A 17,637-nucleotide genomic window follows, 5' to 3' on the forward strand; every position below is an offset into this window, starting at 1 on the left:
ATGGCTATATACTTTGGATATAGCTTCAGTCAAAATTTTATATCTCAAATTGAAGGGTTAATGCTTCTAAATTGAAAAAAACTGACTATTCAGTTTCATCCATTACTTTTAACTCTTAATTCTTAACTATTAACTAACTACATTTGTACTTATTTTTATCAACTGACAACAAAAGTTTTATGTATAAATTTAAATTAGAGCTCGTTTCTATATGTAACTTGGCACGATATTTGCTTTAATAAAATACTAAAAAATAGACTCATCAAGGAGGATTTAAAAATGAAATATAATTTTAACACAATTACAGACAGATCAAACAATTTTGCAGCAAAATATGATGAACTAGGAGTTAAATTTGGAAGAGAAGACATTATACCTATGTGGATAGCTGATATGGATTTTAAAACTGCTGAGCCTATAATTGATGCAATGAGAGAAAGATTAGATCAAGGAATATTTGGATATGTATCAAGACCGGATTCTTATTTTGAATCAGTTTCACAGTGGTATAAAAAAAGGCATGGCTGGGATGTAAGCAGCGATTGTATGAGCCATAGTCATGGTGTTATTCCTGGAATGGTAATGATGATGCAAGAATTCACAGAACCTGGAGATAAGATAATAATTCAATCACCGGTTTATAACGAATTCTTTGAAATAGTAGAAGATCATAAAAGAGAATTACTTGTTAGTTCTTTAAAAGTAGTAAATGGTAGATATGAAATGGATTATGAAGACTTTGAAAACAAAGTAAAATCTGGTGTGAAAATGTTCTTCCTTTGTAACCCACACAATCCAGTAGGAACAGTATGGACAAAAGAAGAATTAAAGAAAATTGGTGATATTTGTATTAAATACGGAGTTCAAGTTGTATCTGATGAAATTCATTGTGAACTAGTATATAAAAATAATAAATATACTCCATTTGCTTCTATTTCAAAAGAGTTCTTTGAAAATTCTATAACTTGTGTTGCTCCAAGCAAAACTTTCAACTTAGCTGGACTTCAAACATCTATAATAATTTTCGGAAATAAAAAGCAAAAAGATACATATGATCACTTATTACAAATAAATGATATAAAAAGAAACAATTGTTTTAGTTTAGTTGCTACTGAAGCTGCATATAGACATGGTGAAGAATGGTTAGAGCAATTATTAGAATATTTACATGAAAACTTACAATTTGTAAATAATTATATAGAATCAAATATTCCAAAACTAAAAACTTATGTGCCAGAAGGAACTTATTTTTCTTGGATAGATTGCAGAGAACTTGGAATGACTGCTGAAGAACTAAAAGAATTCACTATTAATGAAGTTAAAGTAGGATTTGGTTTATGGTATGGAAAAGAAAGTGAAGGTTTCATTAGAATGAATGTTGCCTGTCCAAGATCAGTAATTGAAGAAGCTTTAAATAGATTAAAAACTGCTATAGACAAACTATAAAAAATAATTACCTATAGGGGGATTTTATATGGCTACAGAAAACAAAAACCAACTGAAAAAAACTATGAATGCCTTTCAAGGTGTAATGTATGTAATTGGTCTTGTAATTGGTTCTGGTGTATTTTTAAAGCCTTCAATAGTTTTAGAAAATGCAGGTTCCACAGGAGTTGCACTTTTAATGTGGATTTTTGGTGGTGTAATCACTATAGCAGCAGCTCTTACTGTCGCAGAAATAGCTGCTTATATACCTAAAATTGGTGGTCTATACACATACCTAAGAGAACTATACGGCGATTTAGTTGGTTTCTTATTTGGTTGGGTAGGTGCTTTAATAAATTGTCCAGGTTCCGGTGCTGCTTTAGCAATAGCCTGTTCTACATTTTCTACATTTTTTATACCTATGACTGGGACTCAACAAAAAATGTTTGCTGTATCTTTAGTTGTAATATTAACTATTGCTCAAATAATTTCAACTAAATATGGAGTTTGGTTGCAAACATTAGCAACAATAGGTAAATTACTACCAATCGCAGCTATCGCTATATTGGGTTTAGTAAGTGGTACTGCACATGATATAAACTTTTCAACATTACAAAATGTACAAGGTGCTGGTACAGGAGTTGCACTTCTTGGTGTTTTATGGGCATATGACGGATGGCTTAGCTGTTGTACATTAGCTGCTGATATGAAAAATCCAGAAAAGAATATTCCTAAAGCTATAGTTATCGGAATAACATTTGTAATGCTTGTGTATATCGCATTTAACGCAGCTATATTTAATATTTTACCTGGTCCAATTACTGCTGTTTCAGATAAAATAGGTGTAGATGTTGCAAGTAAACTCTTAGGGCCTAGTGGCGCAACATTTATAACAATTGGTATGATGCTTTCTGTATTTGGGGGACTTAATGGTCAATTAACTTGTGGTTCAAGATATGCTTTTGCAATGGCTGAACGTAAGGACCTACCTGCATCAAAAGTATTAGGTTCTCTTCATCCAAAGCTAGGTACACCTATTAATGCATTAATATTTCAAGCTATAATAACAATATTATATATATTATCCGGTACTTTTAACTCAATAACAGATTTAATTGTGTTTGCTTTATGGATTTTCTACACTCTAGGTACAATTAGTATATTTGTTCTTAGAAAGAAATTTACTCGTAACCCTAAACTTTACCATGTTCCTTTATATCCTATAGTACCTTTAATAGGAATAGCTGGTGGTGTATATTTGTTATATTCTACACTTAAAGATTCACCTGCTAGCGCTTTATTTGGAATAGGATTAACATTGTTAGGATTACCAGTTTACTACTATTGCAATCGCAATAACAACAAGATAGAAGATAACAATAAGGCTGCCTAATTCATTTAATTAACATATACAAAAAAACAACCTACAAACTTAAACTAGCCTCCGTAGGTTGTTTTTCTATTTTTATTTTATATTAGTTATTCTAAATTTATTATTATTGCTTGATCCTCAAGTAATTTATATTCATATTCTGGATACATTAAAACTTTAGTACATTTTGAGTAATCACACTCTTTATTATAAGATGTGACTATTGCTGTATAACTATTATCCTCTCTATCTACAGCTATTTGATACCATTTATCTTCATTATATAATGGCTCTATTTCATTTCCATCATCGTCCAAAAATATTGCACCTCCTACATCAGAATGTACTAACCCTTTTTTACGATATTTTATCTTTAAAGTATTTTTATCGGATTTTATATCTTCAACTATAATGCTACCACTTGATGCCCTTTCAAATTCTACTGGTAAATCAGCTATATCTTTAATAATAGGTTCAGGGTATTGCCTTGTTGATCTTTTATCTACAGGAACAAGTTTTATATATTTTGTATCTTTATTTGCCTTTAAAAATTCAAATGAATTTACTGAACCTATTTCTCCTATACCACTTACCCCTGTTGGTAATACATCTAATGATTCTCCTTTATCATCAAATAATGCAAAACCAGTAAAAATTTCTTTATTATTACCCCTTATAGTTATAATGTTTCCAAGCGGTGATATTGATACTTTTTCAATATTTATATCATAATCTATGCCATTACGTTTTATAATCCTATGCTCATTAGGTCTAACTGATTTTATAGCCGGTTGTATTTTACTTTTATCTAATACAGTTTCTATTTTCCAATCTCCTTCAACAAGTAAAACACGTACTAGTTCCAAAACTAATTTATCATTTTCTTTTATTTCTATATTATTTAGCCCTAGCCTTGCCATTGCTTTAACTTTATATTCAGATTCAAAATATACTTCACAATCTTTCATTACTGGATGATTTTCACCAATTGTAAAATTACCGCAAGGTGAAAGATCTTTAATATCCGAAATCATCTCCATTTCTTTTTCGCTTATTTTAATAGGTTTATCACTTTCTATTGTATAAAATAAATTCATAAAGTTTTCATCTGCCGAAAGACTATCTAAGGTAATTTTAATTCCTTTATCCTCTACAGTTATGCCTACTTCATCATTAAATTTCTCAAGACTATTCTTAGATGCACTATACCTAGACTCTGTATTACTACTAAAATAGTTTTTTACTGTATTTATTGCATTTTGTACTGTTTCTGAATTAGCTGCTAATGCTGTTGTAATTGTAAGCATCATAATTGATGCAACTAATACTCCTATTTTTAAAGAAAACCTTTTATGTGATTTAATTGTACTTAAACTTTCATAGGTATTTTCCAATCTTTCATCTAAGCTTTTAGGTGTATCCCATTTTTCTTTTGATATACTTTCTTTTATCATTTCATCAAACTTATCCAAATATCTCACCCCTTTTTCCATCTTCTAATATTAATTTCAACTTAGCTTTTGCTCTACTAAGCCTGGACTTTACTGTTCCAGATGGAATGTTTAAAATCTTACTAATATCTTTTATGCTCATATCTTCATAGTAAAACAATATAACAACAGCCTTAAAATCATCTTCTAATTTATTAACTGCCCAAATTAACGTTTTTTCTCTTTTGTCTTCGTATTGTAGGTTATAAACTTCCATATCATTTTGAAGCTCTACCTTATTTTTTTTATTTAAAAGAGCATAACATTCATTTACTAAAATTCTCATTATCCATGGTTTAAAGCATTTTACATCCTTTAAAGTTTTTATATTTTTAAATGCCTTTAACACTGTCTCACTTATGGCATCTTCTACGTCAGCTTCTATCTTTAATATCCCCTTTGCTAATCTATATAAAGATATCTTATTTTCATGTACAAGGTTTATAAATATTTCTTTATCTACATAATTTTTTGCAGATTTATGATTTTTAAAATCACTAATTTTTATTACATTGTCTTTTCCAATCATTAAATTCACCTCTCTACACTTAAGATAATCGAGGACTGTAAAAAGTTCCATATATTTATTAAATTTGAAAAATATATATTTTCAATAATTCTTAATCCTTAATTTCTCAAATTGTACATTGTCAATTTTTTTAAATTCCCCACTTCAACTAAATAAACATCTATCCTATGTTACACCTCCATCACAAGAGGGACTTTTTTTAGTTAAGAGTTAAGAGTTAATAATTAATAATTGTGGTTATTACTACTCTCTTTGCTCCTAGTAATACTGAACGTATTTTTAAATCTACAAAAGCAAAACTTCTAAATAAGCAATTATCCAAAGTTCTGGCTCCATCACAAATGGGACAGGCACGGTAAGGTTTATTTTCTTCGCTAACACCTGATGCTCTTCTAGTTTTATATTTTTCTACTAATAAATCAAAGCCAGTCCCGAACACCTGAACAAGTAATTTTCCTAAATTTTTATGCCATCACAAGAGGGACAGGTTCATTTATGGCTACTTACTTCGATTAAACTGTAGATTCCACAATTGCTGTATTTCCACAATAAAATAAGCAAAGAACCAGTACCTAACTGATACGCTGCTTTACAGCTCAAATACTGGTTCTTTGCTCGGTAATTTATTTTATCTAGCCTTTTTATTGAGTACTAATGTTTTTTATGTCGGTACAATTAAATGAACCTGTCCTTCTTGTTACGGCTGCGAACCTTGAATATATCTTTAGTTTGTTTTATATCTTCAGCTTAAATTTTACTCCCTTAAATTAAAAAGAAACTGGTGATCCAGTTTCAACCTAAATTGTCAATTGTCCTTTGTCAAATGTCAATTATAAAATGTTCTTAACTATTAACTATTTAAGGGACTGGCTAACTTTTTTATTTATAGTAATTAAATTGTAAGAGCTACTTTTTATTTTATGGAACTACATTAGTCGTGCCTGTCCCATTTGTTACGGTTGTAAACTTTGAATATAACTTTGTTTAATTCAATATCACAAAATTAGAATTTTACTCTCTTAAATTAAAAAGAAACTGGCAGTCCAGTTTCTACATCAATTCTTAATTCATAATTCTTAATCCTTAATTTAACTCTAGTTTTCTCCATAATTGTCAATTGTCAAATGTCCATTGTCAATTTTTTTAAATTCCCCACCTCAACTAAATAAGCATCTATCCTAAGTTATACCTCCATCACAAGAGGGACTTTTTTTAGTTAAGAGTTAAGAGTTAATAATTAATAATTGTGGTTATTACTACTCTCTTTGCTCCTAGTAATACTGAACGTATTTTTAAATCTACAAAAGCAAAACTTCTAAATAAGCAATTATCCAAAGTTCTGGCTCCATCACAAATGGGACAGGCACGGTAAGGTTTATTTTCTTCGCTAACACCTGATGCTCTTCTAGTTTTATATTTTTCTACTAATAAATCAAAGCCAGTCCCGAACACCTGAACAAGTAATTTTCCTAAATTTTTATGCTATCACAAGAGGGACAGGTTCATTTATGGCTACTTACTTCGATTAAACTGTAGATTCCACAATTACTGTATTTCCACAATAAAATAAGCAAAGAACCAGTACCTAACTGATACGCTGCTTTGCAGCTCAAGTACTGGTTCTTTGCCCTGTAATTTATTTTATCTAACCTTTTTATTGAGTACTAATGTTTTTTATGGTGCTCCAACCTAAGTGAACCTGTCCTTCTTGTTACGGCTGCGAACCTTGAATATATCTTTAGTTTGTTTTATATCTTCAGCTTAAATTTTACTCCCTTAAATTAAAAAGAAACTGGTGATCCAGTTTCAACCTAAATTGTCAATTGTCCTTTGTCAAATGTCAATTATAAAATGTTCTTAACTATTAACTATTTAAGGGACTGGCTAACTTTTTTATTTATAGTAATTAAATTGTAAGAGCTACTTTTTATTTTATGGAACTACATTAGTCGTACCTGTCCCATTTGTTACGGTTGTAAACTTTGAATATAACTTTGTTTAATTTAATATCACAAAATTAGAATTTACTCCCTTTAATTCAAAGAAACTGGTAGTCCAGTTTCTACATCAATTCTTAATTCATAATTCTTAATCCTTAATTTAACTCTAGTTTTCTCCATCATTATCAATTGTCAAATGTCCATTGTCAATTTTTTAAAAATCATTTTCAGAAAGTGGTTACCCACTTTCATCCTGAACTTTTAACTATTAACTCTTAACTATCTTAAGGCTGTATACTTTGAATTTAACTTTTGTTGGTTTTTATCCATAAATATGTATAATATAGATATATAAACTAAAGAACAATTGTAAGTTATTATTCTAAAATACAGGGGATGAGAATTATGGAAACTAACAAGACAGATAAAGGATTTGAGCTTCTTTATTACAAATTAAGTTATAGGCGAAAATTTTTAAGAACATTGTGGATGACTCCATTTTTAATTGTATGTTTAGCAATTATATGGTTGGCTAATGATAATATTATTTTAGATACAATATTCACTATATTTTGTGTATCAATTTATCTTCTACAATTAATTTTTACATATTTTAAATGGAAAAAAGATGAACAATCTTAAAGTAATATAATTTTAAGCATGAAAAAGATAACCGGTAGAATACCTGTTATCTTTTTTTATTTATTTTATAAATTATATACTTACTCTTCTATCTACTATTCTTCTTATCTTTCCTGTTCGTCCTACTCTTTCTATTCCAAAGGGTGGTAATATTTCAATTTTTAAATCGTTAATTAAATTCTTTTTATAATCTATTCCTAAGCTTCTAATATTACTTTTTAAAGAAGTTACTATTTTCTCCTTCAATACATCCCCTTTTAAAGCCATATCCTTATCTTTTGTTTCTATTTTAAATGTTACATCTCTCATTTCATCTACATTATCAACCACCACTTGAAAGAAAGGTGAAACTTCATTAACATTTTTTAATGCCTCATGTACATCATTTATATATATATCTGATACATTAAATCTTATAACATCATCAGTTCTTGACAATAATTTAAATTTCTTTGAAGTTCTTCCGCAGGCGCATGGTTCATCAATCCACTGAATGCTATCTCCAAGTCTATATCTTATTATAGGATTAAGAAACCTACTTAAGGTTGTTACAATTGCATCTCCATTTTTATCTCTTTCAACATAACACCAATCATTCATAACATGATGTTCAGTTCCCTTGCAACATTCACATTGAAATCCTATGGGGCCAACTTCTACTGCTGCATATCCAAAGGATGCTATCTTTCTTGCACCAAATACCTTCTTTACATATTCCTGTGCTTTTAATGGCATATGCTCTCCTGCATAGAATATTTTTTCTAATTTAATATTTTCGTTTAATTTTTCTACCTCTTGAGCTAAAAGTATAATGTTTCCTGGAAGACTTATAAGTACATTAGGTTTAAATTTTTTTAGATATTCTATACTTTCCTTCTCAGGTTGATTAGCCGTTAGTGATAATATTTTACAGCCTGTTTCTTCTAACCCTTCATTTACTGCTGGGAAAGCTGTCCAAAGGGCCCCTGCTTTCATATAGTTAACTGCAAAATCATTTTTATCTATACCAACAGCTCTAAAACCTTCTCCAAATATTTTTTTAGACTTTTCAAATTCCTCATTAGAATAAGCTACATACTTCATTTTACCTGTAGTTCCTCCTGCTGAAAAAACATAAGAACTTTCCATATTTCCTGTAATCATATCATTACTTTTATCTATACTATTTTCATAAATATGCTTTTTTTCAAGTATAGGAACATTTTTAAAATCCTGTAAACTTTTTAATGGAAGAGATACATCTTTATAAAACTCTTTATAAAATGATGATTTTACAGCCTCATTAATAAGAGAATTTAATCTCCAGAGCAATATATCATCTTTTTTATCTTTATCAACATACTCAATTCCTAAATCATCTATCTTGACATTTTCTTTATTTATAAATCTTACAAGTAAATTAGTTATATACATTCCATCATGAGGTAAAGAATCATCTTCACTTTTATTCATAGCTCCTGGTCTACAAAATCTCATTACTCCAAAATCAATGAAATCCTCAATTATATCTTGAACCCCATCATTACATGCTATAGCTAATGTAGACATATAATATTTTAAAAGTTTTATGTTTCCATCTAAAATATCTTTATAACTATCAACTACATTAACATATATAGTTCTATTTAGAGGGCAATCAGAAATATTATTTTTTTCTTCCATAATTATAGTATGATTTGCGTTTTTACCTTCTAGCACTAACGCCCTATTATTAAATTCCTCCCATTTTGCAATTTCTCTTTTCTTTCTTATCTCAACAGCGTAATCTATATCCAATTGATTTTGAGGAAATTCTTTGCCCTTTTCTTCTAAAGCATCATATAAATAATTAACAAAGTTTTTAACATCATTGCTATTTTCTATAAATATATTTTGGCAGCTTGTACATGCCCTTTGTTCCCAAAAAACTATGTCATCAGCAAAGTTCATTGCAGTTTCTCTTAATTTAAAATCATTTAAACCTTTACACACAATGCCAAAGCTTATTTTAGGACCAAAAGAATAAAGCTGAGTATTAACGGATAATCCATTTTTATAATTCTTCACTGCTTCTTCTCCACCAAATAAAAGTATAGCATCAAAGCTATTTTTAGCAATTTTATCTAAAGCTTTATTACTGCTTTTCCAATAGGTAATCGCTATATATGGAATAATTGTTTTATCTACATCTACTTCATCTAATGCTTTATAAAATAATGTTGGAAATAAAAAATCTTGGCTAGAAACCTTTAATATATTTATATTTTTTGTTATTATCCCCATAATTAGTGAATCTATTGAACCTAAAAATATATTTCCTGCTGCTATATGAAGAACTGAACCAACTGGAACTGCTCTAGTCATTTTAGACTGTCTATCTTTTGTAAAATTATCTAAACAATGATAATCTCCAAGACTCTCCAATCTTAATTTTAGGGAACTTATACTTAACATTTCTTTAAGGGACTCTATTCCCATATCAACCATTGAAGGAGAATAACTAATTAATTTAGGCATTTTCTCCATTATTTCTTTATAATAATCCCCATTTTTATCACATAATTTATATGCAGTTTTTTCTAAAATATAAAGTATTTTATCTATAGGCGTATTGTTAAATTCTTTAGATTTTTTTCTTAAAAAAGCTGAATTAAAATATTCATTTGCTTTCTCTTCTGTTAATTCTCCTTTTATATCTAACTGCTTTCCAAAACATATATGTTTAAAATCTTCTAATCTCATACCCTTACCCCCATGTAATCTAATCATTTAGCTATTTAGTATTTCCTGTGCTGCAATGGCGCAACCTTTATGCTTAGTTACTCCACCTCGTCTTATTTTTTCAATATAATCTCCCTTTATTCCACAAGGGCAGTCCTTTTTAATTACAACTAAATCCGTTGATAATACTGATAGATTAGGTTGTGCCGTATTATATGGCGTTATAAGTTGTAAAAGTCCTTCTTCTCCATATGTCTTTTTCTTAAAAGTTATAGGATCCCTTGCAACTATTCTACTGTAAATAGGTGCATGTAAATGTCCTTCACTACATGAACAATAAGGAACTCCGTGTTCTGCCATACCATAAGTATCTCTTATATTTTCACGTTTAAGTCCAATATTTTTTTCTATATAATCCATAAAATCATTTAGTGACATACTTTTCCCTAAATGATTTTTCCAACCTCCCCCAGCTATTATGAACGAATCTTTGTGAACTTTAATTTTCCCATAACGCTCCTTGATTTCTTCTACCATTTTATACATAAATGCCGGAAATCCTAATAACCTTACAGGCGCTTCATTACTTAGTTCTTTAAAAATTTTAGCCCACTTTTTACTATCAAAAACAAACTCACCTTTATCTTCATCCCATTCAATCATCCAATTAACAGATAATGCAGGTGCAAGACCTAAAATTTGCTCATCGCTCCAGCTTGTCCCAACATTTTCTGCTTTTTTTATATCATACGAAAATAAGAAATAATGTACTGGAGTATCACTCTTAAAGCCTATAGCATTGAATGTATTTTCTGCTAAACTTTGTAGTCTAGAAAATGAGTTTTTATCAAGGAATAATTGAGTTTTTTGACCATTAGTTCCTGAACTTGTTAAGATAAGTTCTAAATCATCCTTTTTAAAATTGCAAAAACCATTTATTTTCATAGTTCCAACAAATAAATTAGGGATATTGTCTATATCCTCAATTGTACTTAAACTATTAATATTAAAATTTTCTCTTTCTGCTAAATATTTAATATATGGTTGATTATCAAGTTGAAATTTATAATTTTCATCTATAGCTTTTACAAACAATTCCTCTGTTTCTTTTGTAAAATTAAAAGCATCTTCCCTATTACATAACATATCTATATTATTAAATCTCATATACTAATCCTCCTTTTTCTATTAAAATCAATATCCCATTCTTTTACATTATCAACTAAAGCATTTCCTATAACAGAATTTGCATATATTTTTTCATAATTAATTTCATCATTAATATATTGAAGTATCAATTCATCCTCATCACCATCTCCAGGCATAATGCCTGCAAAGCAAAATCCAAGTTGCTCCATCTTAGCCCATATATATATGCTGCTTTTATTACAAAGTTTTAATCTTAAAAATATTGTTTTTTTCCCCTCAAAATATAACTTATTAAATTGATTTAATATCTTATTCATTTCATCTTTAGCAAATTCATTTACATATATTGTTCCTGTATCATATTCATCTACAATAGTTTTTATAGAAGTAACCTCTGAAAAACTTTTATTATCATCTTCTAGTTTTTTAAATACTACTTTCACGCCTAAATTATCATATATGTCATTAATAATTTCTTTATATTTTTCTAGTGCATAAATATATTTTTTACGTTGTTTTTTTAAATATTTATATTTTATGATAAGACTTTCTCTTTTTTCATTTTTATCATGTATATCTCTAAATTTCAAAGCTGTAATTTTTGATAGAAGTAAAGCACAATCCTTAAATCCATTATTTTCTGCTGACTTTTGAGAATATGTATGACTTGTTACTGCATGTACATATATTCCCACATCTCCTCTTTTTTTGCTTTCTTCTATTACGAACCTTGTTAAATCTGTAAGACACCCTCTCCCCCTAAATTTAGGGTCCACAAAAGCATGTGAAATTTCACATATATTAGGTTTTTGAAAGTATTCTAGAGCTATGTGTCCAATTACATTATTCCTTTCATCTAATGCTATATAAGATATTATTTTCTCTTCATGATTTAATTTCTCTATCATAGATTTATCATAGATATATTTGTGTATATATGAATTTCCATAAGCTCTATAAGCACAATTTACTATTCCTTCAGCTTCATTTTCTAACCTTTTTATTGTTATTTTTCTTTTTTCATCAAGCAATTCTTCTGAATTAATCCCTAAATCATAGTCAAGTTTATCTTTGACCTTTTTAGTTATTAATATCATGAATTCTTTTAGCAAAGTATCACCTCTCAAACGACATATTATTTTCTTTTAACCCAATAAACCTTTTTATACCATATAAGCCAGATTATATTATAATTGTTTAATTTTTCTTTTGCAAGTTTTCTCTTCTTTTTTTTCTGTTCTAAGAATTGTTTCTTTCAATTTTTTGTATGTTTTTTAATAAAAATAAATCTATAAAAGAATAATATCCTTTTATAGATTTATTTTTTATATAATGTAATTTATATTTTCTTTACTCCATAGTTCACTTATACTTTTAGTGAAAAATTCTTTATAGTTTTTCATTTCTTCATTTGTATAAATATACTTACCATATCCAAATTGTCCATATTTAAATTTCCTTAACTCCTCTTCCATAGGTAATGTTGTTTTAGGAAAAACTTTTAATATATTTTCCTTTGCTCTTTTTGTAAATCTATGAGAAATAACTTCAAACATTATGTTATTGTTATCCATTATAGATTTTGTATACTTTAACATATCATAATATTTTTCTTCATAGCCTTCATCAAGAAAAACTGGTGCAATTATAAAACCTATAGGATAACCTGCATCACTTACTTTTTTTGCTGCAGCTATTCTACCTTGAAAATCCTCTGATTTATGTTCATATTTTCTTATAGCTTCATTTATATTTATACTAAATCGAATTGTTGTTCTTCCATTATGTTTTGCATTTAGTAGACTATCAACTTCTGTAAATTTTGTAACAAATCTAAATAGAGATTTATCATTAGCTCCAAAATATTCAATGGCATCTTTTAATGCTCCTGTATAAGCTTCTACCGGTATTGGGTCTGAGGTAGCTGCACCTTCGAATATTGTTATGTCTGGTTTTCTTTCTTCTATATATTTTCCTGCTTTTTCTAAAATTTCATCTGTATTTACATGGATTTTTATGTACGGTTTCTTACCCATCTGAGTATTTAAATAACAATATTCACACATTCCCATACATCCACTTACTAATGGAAGTTGATAATGAGCAGATGGTTTACAACTTTGAAAATCTAGTTTTTTTCTTACACCAACTACTAAAGTACTCTTACCTTCTAAAAACATTTCTTTATCTGTTTTTCCTGGTATGCCTGTTATTCTACCATTTTTTGAATACTTTATTTCAACATCTTGATTTTTAAATAACTTAAGTAGCTCCTGACCTTTTTCATAATTTAATGCTGCTTCTTCAAAAATAACTCTTTTTGGATTAAACAAATTTTACACCTCTCTCTTGTGTTAAATAATTGTATAAAAATACACTATTTAATTTAAATCTATACAAAATATCTTTGTTATTAGCTTTAGATAGTTAAAAGTTAATTGTGAATTGTCCATTATCTTTTAATTTTTAATTATATTATCTATAGTATTACTCATTTTTCTAAATAAGATTACTTTATTTTTTATTATATTAAGAATAAATCTACACTCTAACTTATATATTTTAATAGACAAGCTATATTTTTAATGGCAAAAGTCAAATAAATATATATATATATTAAATTATGGGGGAGATTTTTTTGAAAAAGAGACTAGCTTTAATTTTTCAGACAGCTACTGTTTTTGTTGGTACTATTGTAGGGGCTGGCCTTGCATCAGGACAAGAAATAACTCAATTTTTTACAACCTATGGGTTTAAAAGTTTTTTTGGGTTATTAATTTGTGCAGCTTTTTATATTTTAGTTAGTTCTGCAATGGTATCAATTAGCTTAAAATTCAACTTAAATTCATACTCAGATTTTATAACTCTTGTTAGTCCTGGTTTCTTAGGAAAAATTACAGATCTATTAACTGGGTTATTTTTAGTTGCTGGTGCTTCTATAATTCTTGCTGGAGGAGGTGCGCTATTAAAACAATACTTTGGTATTCCTAGAGTTGTTGGTGTAATTATTATGGCTGCTATTTCACTTTTCACTTTACTTAGAGATACAAAAGGTCTTATAACTATAAACACTCTTATAGTTCCTTCTTTAACTACTATAATAATTGCTGTATTTTTATTTTACTTAATAAATCATGGTGATATTATGTCCATTGATTATATGCAAAGTGTGAGAACTTTTAAAAATGAAATTATCCCTGGACAATGGATTGTTTCATCTTTTTTATACGCTGGTTTTAATATGTTATTTAGTAGTGGTGTTTTAGTTCCATTAAGTAAAGAAATGAAAAGCAAATCTATAATAATAACCGGTGCATCAATTGGCGCATTGCTTTTAACATTACTAGCCTTTTTAATTAATTCAATGTTGCTTGTTAACATACCAGAAATTTTTCAATTTGAAATTCCATTATTGCATGTTGCTAGCAAGTTTGGAACTTTAATTCAATTATTACTGCTTGCTGTTATTTGGTGTGAAATGTTTTCTACAGAAGTTTCTGATATATATAGCGTTGGAAAAACTCTAGAACAAAAATATAAAATATCTTATAAAACAGGTGTAATTTTAGTTCTTCTTGTAGCTCTACCTATTTCTCAATTAGGTTTTAAAAATTTAATAACATATCTTTATCCTGGATTTGGAGTAATTAGTTTAGTATTTGTATATCAAATATTTAAATTTTATTTTAAACATTGCAAGTAATAAAGAGGAAGAAGATCCTATTTAAATTTATTCATAAAATCTTTGTTATTAGTTCTGAAAAAACACGTAAAACTATATTGAAAAATGGACAATGGACAAAGGACAATTGACAATGTTAGTTGAAACTGGACTACCAGTTTCTTTTTTAATTTAAGGGAGTAAAATTTGAGTTTAGGATATAAAACAAACAAAAGCTAAAATCTAATTTTACAGCCGTAACAAATTTTATAATTGACATTTGACAATGGACAATTGACAATTTAGGTTGAAACTGGATTCCAGTTTCTTTTGAATTTAAGGGAGTAAATTCTAATTTTGTGATATTAAATTAAACAACGTTATATTCAAAGTTTACAGCCGTAACAAGAAGGACAGGCGTAACAAAATATATTTTCCATAAGTTATTTTGTGAGTGAAATCTAAAATGTTATCAATAAAATTTAAAGTAATCAAAGCCGGTCCTTAAGATAGTTAAAAGTTAAAAGTTCAGGAAGAAAGTGGGAAACCACTTTCTTTTAATCTAATCATATAAATTGCTTTGCAAATTTATATAAAAAATACGTTGAGAATTACTAGGAACAAAGTGAGTAGTAATAACCACAACTGTTAACTATTCATTCTTAACTCTTAACTAAAAAAAGTCCCATTTGTGATGGAGGTGTAACATAGGATAGTTGCTTATTTAGTTGAGGTAGAAAGTTTTGAAAATTTGACAATGGACAAAGGACAATTAAAAAAATTAAGAATTAAGAACATTATATAATTGACATTTGACAAAGGACAATTGACAATAATGGTTGAAACTGGATTCCAGTTTCTTTGAATTAGAGAGAATAAATTCTGAATTGAAGATATAAATCTAACTAAAGCTAAATTCAAAATGTACAGCCGTAACAAATAGGACAGGCACGAAAGATGTATACCCATAAAACAGAGAGTAGCTCTTTAAATTTAATTGCCATAAATAAAAAAAGTTAGCCAGTCCCTTAAATAGTTAACAGTTAAAAGTTTAGGATGAAAGTGGGCAACCACTTTCTTTTAATCTAATGATATAATTTGCCTTGCAAATTTATATAAAAGTACGTTGAGAATTACTAGGAGCAAAGCGAGTAGTAATAACAATAACTGTTAACTATTCACTCTTAACTTTTAACTAAAAACAATTAATTATCATAGATAAAAAAGTTAGCCATTCCCTAAGATAGTTAAGCGTTATGGTTGATAAATAAAATTTAATAAACTAAAATCATAAATGTAGATTCTATGTGAATTTAATTAATAAGATAACAAATTTAGATATAATTTTGAATTCTATATATTCTACAATACATTAAGTAAGGTGATTTTAATGAGTAATTTAAATATATTACGTTCTTGTAGTCTTTGTCCTAGAAATTGTGGTGTTGACAGAACTGGTGGTGAAATTGGTTTTTGTTCAGCCTCTGATAAAATTAAGGTATCGAAAGTATCTAAACATTTTTGGGAGGAACCATGTATATCTGGAGAAAATGGTTCAGGAACGGTTTTCTTTTCAAACTGTAATTTAAAATGTGTTTTTTGCCAAAATTATAAAATTAGTACTGAGGGATTTGGTAAAGAAATTTCTATAGAAAGATTAAGTTCTATTTTCTTGGAGCAACAATCTAGAAATGTAAATAATATAAACTTAGTAACTCCAACTCACTATATTCCTCAAATAATTGAGGCAATTAAACTAGCTAAATCTAAGGGGCTTATCCTTCCTATAGTTTATAACTCTAATGGATATGAGGATGTAAATGCTATTAAAATGTTAAATGGATACATAGATGTTTATCTTCCAGATTTAAAATACTTTAGCGATAAATACGCTGTAAAATATTCTAAAGCTCCACATTATTTTACTGTAGCAACAAATGTTATAGATGAAATGTTCGCTCAAGTTGGAGAACCTGTTTTTAATGAGAATGGACTAATTAAAAAAGGTGTTATTATAAGACATTTAATGCTTCCAGGCTTACTTTTTGATTCTAAAAAAATAGTAGATTATGTATATAAAAAATATAATGATAAAGTATTTTTAAGTCTTATGAATCAATATACTCCTTTTTATAACTGTAGTGAATATGAAGAACTAACTAAACCACTTAACCCTAAGCATTATGAATCGTTAATAGATTATTGCGTAGACCTTGGTTATAAAAATGCCTTTATTCAAGAAGAAGGTACTTGCAAAGAAAGTTTTATCCCTGACTTTAATTTAGATGGAGTTTAATTAGTGTAGAAAGTTACAAGTATACCTCCGTAACAAGAGGGACAGACGCGTAGCTGGCTAGTTTGCTATATTTGTGGCTTTATGCTTTTGTAGATTTTAGTTTTTCTCCTATAATGCTCAAAGTCAGTCCCTAAAATCTTAGTTTTAGCAAAACGTCTCAACAAGCAATTATCCACAGTGTTGATTCCATCACAAATGGGACTTTTCTAGTTAAAAGTGAACAGTGAATAGTTAACAGCCTATAGCCCCCCTAATTGGATTGGACAAAGTTAATTTAGATATTTACAATTATATTAATGAAATTAGGAGGGCTACAATATGTCAAAAGTTGTTTTTAAAAGAAAGTTTTCAGAAGATATGAATGCTAAAATAAAAATGTACTAAGTTGCTAATATTTCCATGTACAACATTGTCTAAATTCTTTACAGTATTA

The 17,637-nt window shown here is 28.3% G+C and carries 13 protein-coding genes; 5 read left to right on the plus strand and 8 right to left on the minus strand.

The annotated features are described in order from the left end of the window. Positions 1-279 precede the first annotated feature (279 nt). Both AZI32_RS13700 and AZI32_RS13705 read left to right on the plus strand, forming a co-directional pair. A complete protein-coding gene (locus tag AZI32_RS13700) occupies positions 280-1,446 on the plus strand; it encodes a MalY/PatB family protein (protein WP_061996365.1) in 1,167 nt (388 codons plus the stop codon). Positions 1,447-1,474: 28 nt separating this feature from the next. Further along, entirely contained in the window at positions 1,475-2,818 is a 1,344-nt protein-coding gene (locus AZI32_RS13705) for an amino acid permease (RefSeq protein WP_061996366.1), read from the plus strand. Between the two features lie 86 nt (positions 2,819-2,904). Here AZI32_RS13705 and AZI32_RS13710 read toward each other — a convergent pair whose 3' ends face one another. From AZI32_RS13710 to AZI32_RS13725, 4 genes are all read right to left on the minus strand, one after another. After that, the gene (locus tag AZI32_RS13710) at positions 2,905-4,269 is read right to left on the minus strand and encodes a DUF4179 domain-containing protein (protein WP_061996367.1); all 1,365 of its coding nucleotides are present in this window, start codon (positions 4,267-4,269) and stop codon (positions 2,905-2,907) included. After that, complete coding sequence (locus tag AZI32_RS13715; protein WP_061996368.1) at positions 4,262-4,816, minus strand: sigma-70 family RNA polymerase sigma factor; 555 nt, start codon at positions 4,814-4,816, stop codon at positions 4,262-4,264. The genes AZI32_RS13710 and AZI32_RS13715 overlap by 8 nt, the downstream gene beginning before the upstream one ends. A 217-nt stretch (positions 4,817-5,033) precedes the next feature. After that, complete coding sequence (locus AZI32_RS13720; protein ID WP_061996369.1) at positions 5,034-5,255, minus strand: hypothetical protein; 222 nt, start codon at positions 5,253-5,255, stop codon at positions 5,034-5,036. A gap of 791 nt (positions 5,256-6,046) precedes the next feature. Further along, positions 6,047-6,268, minus strand: coding sequence for a hypothetical protein (locus AZI32_RS13725; RefSeq protein WP_061996369.1), 222 nt, complete (start codon positions 6,266-6,268; stop codon positions 6,047-6,049). An 893-nt stretch (positions 6,269-7,161) separates the two neighbouring features. Between AZI32_RS13725 and AZI32_RS13730 the strand changes: the two genes are divergently transcribed. Further along, positions 7,162-7,398: a hypothetical protein gene (locus AZI32_RS13730; protein ID WP_061996370.1), complete on the plus strand. Its 237-nt coding sequence runs from the start codon at positions 7,162-7,164 to the stop codon at positions 7,396-7,398. A 72-nt stretch (positions 7,399-7,470) separates the two neighbouring features. On the opposite strand, the gene AZI32_RS13735 is transcribed toward AZI32_RS13730, so the two are convergent. The 4 genes from AZI32_RS13735 to splB form a co-directional block, all read right to left on the minus strand. After that, complete coding sequence (locus tag AZI32_RS13735; protein WP_061996371.1) at positions 7,471-10,119, minus strand: aldehyde dehydrogenase family protein; 2,649 nt, start codon at positions 10,117-10,119, stop codon at positions 7,471-7,473. Positions 10,120-10,146: 27 nt separating this feature from the next. Beyond that, on the minus strand, positions 10,147-11,265 hold the full coding sequence (locus AZI32_RS13740) for an acyl-protein synthetase LuxE (RefSeq protein WP_061996372.1): 1,119 nt from the start codon (positions 11,263-11,265) through the stop codon (positions 10,147-10,149). Beyond that, positions 11,262-12,359: a GNAT family N-acetyltransferase gene (locus AZI32_RS13745; RefSeq protein WP_061996373.1), complete on the minus strand. Its 1,098-nt coding sequence runs from the start codon at positions 12,357-12,359 to the stop codon at positions 11,262-11,264. The genes AZI32_RS13740 and AZI32_RS13745 overlap by 4 nt, the downstream gene beginning before the upstream one ends. Before the next feature lie 213 nt (positions 12,360-12,572). After that, positions 12,573-13,580, minus strand: a complete 1,008-nt coding sequence (splB, locus tag AZI32_RS13750) for a spore photoproduct lyase (protein ID WP_061996374.1) — start codon at positions 13,578-13,580, stop codon at positions 12,573-12,575. Between the two features lie 290 nt (positions 13,581-13,870). Between splB and AZI32_RS13755 the strand changes: the two genes are divergently transcribed. Together AZI32_RS13755 and AZI32_RS13760 are read left to right on the plus strand one after the other, a co-directional pair. Continuing rightward, complete coding sequence (locus tag AZI32_RS13755; protein WP_162266743.1) at positions 13,871-14,950, plus strand: transporter; 1,080 nt, start codon at positions 13,871-13,873, stop codon at positions 14,948-14,950. Positions 14,951-16,298: 1,348 nt separating this feature from the next. Beyond that, a complete protein-coding gene (locus AZI32_RS13760) occupies positions 16,299-17,204 on the plus strand; it encodes a radical SAM protein (RefSeq protein ID WP_061996376.1) in 906 nt (301 codons plus the stop codon). Positions 17,205-17,637 lie beyond the last annotated feature (433 nt).

Origin of the sequence: Clostridium sp. ATCC 25772, from assembly GCF_001573875.1 — a bacterium.
In the GTDB taxonomy this organism is placed as follows: domain Bacteria; phylum Bacillota; class Clostridia; order Clostridiales; family Clostridiaceae; genus Clostridium_J; species Clostridium_J senegalense.

Coding starts and splice junctions, on each gene's coding strand:
- AZI32_RS13740 (WP_061996372.1), bottom strand. CDS start 11,265: ATGAGATTTAATAATATAGATATGTTATGTAATAGGGAAGATGCTTTT.
- AZI32_RS13700 (WP_061996365.1), top strand. CDS start 280: ATGAAATATAATTTTAACACAATTACAGACAGATCAAACAATTTTGCA.
- AZI32_RS13735 (WP_061996371.1), bottom strand. CDS start 10,119: ATGAGATTAGAAGATTTTAAACATATATGTTTTGGAAAGCAGTTAGAT.
- AZI32_RS13760 (WP_061996376.1), top strand. CDS start 16,299: ATGAGTAATTTAAATATATTACGTTCTTGTAGTCTTTGTCCTAGAAAT.
- AZI32_RS13755 (WP_162266743.1), top strand. CDS start 13,871: ATGGGGGAGATTTTTTTGAAAAAGAGACTAGCTTTAATTTTTCAGACA.
- AZI32_RS13715 (WP_061996368.1), bottom strand. CDS start 4,816: ATGATTGGAAAAGACAATGTAATAAAAATTAGTGATTTTAAAAATCAT.
- AZI32_RS13730 (WP_061996370.1), top strand. CDS start 7,162: ATGGAAACTAACAAGACAGATAAAGGATTTGAGCTTCTTTATTACAAA.
- AZI32_RS13705 (WP_061996366.1), top strand. CDS start 1,475: ATGGCTACAGAAAACAAAAACCAACTGAAAAAAACTATGAATGCCTTT.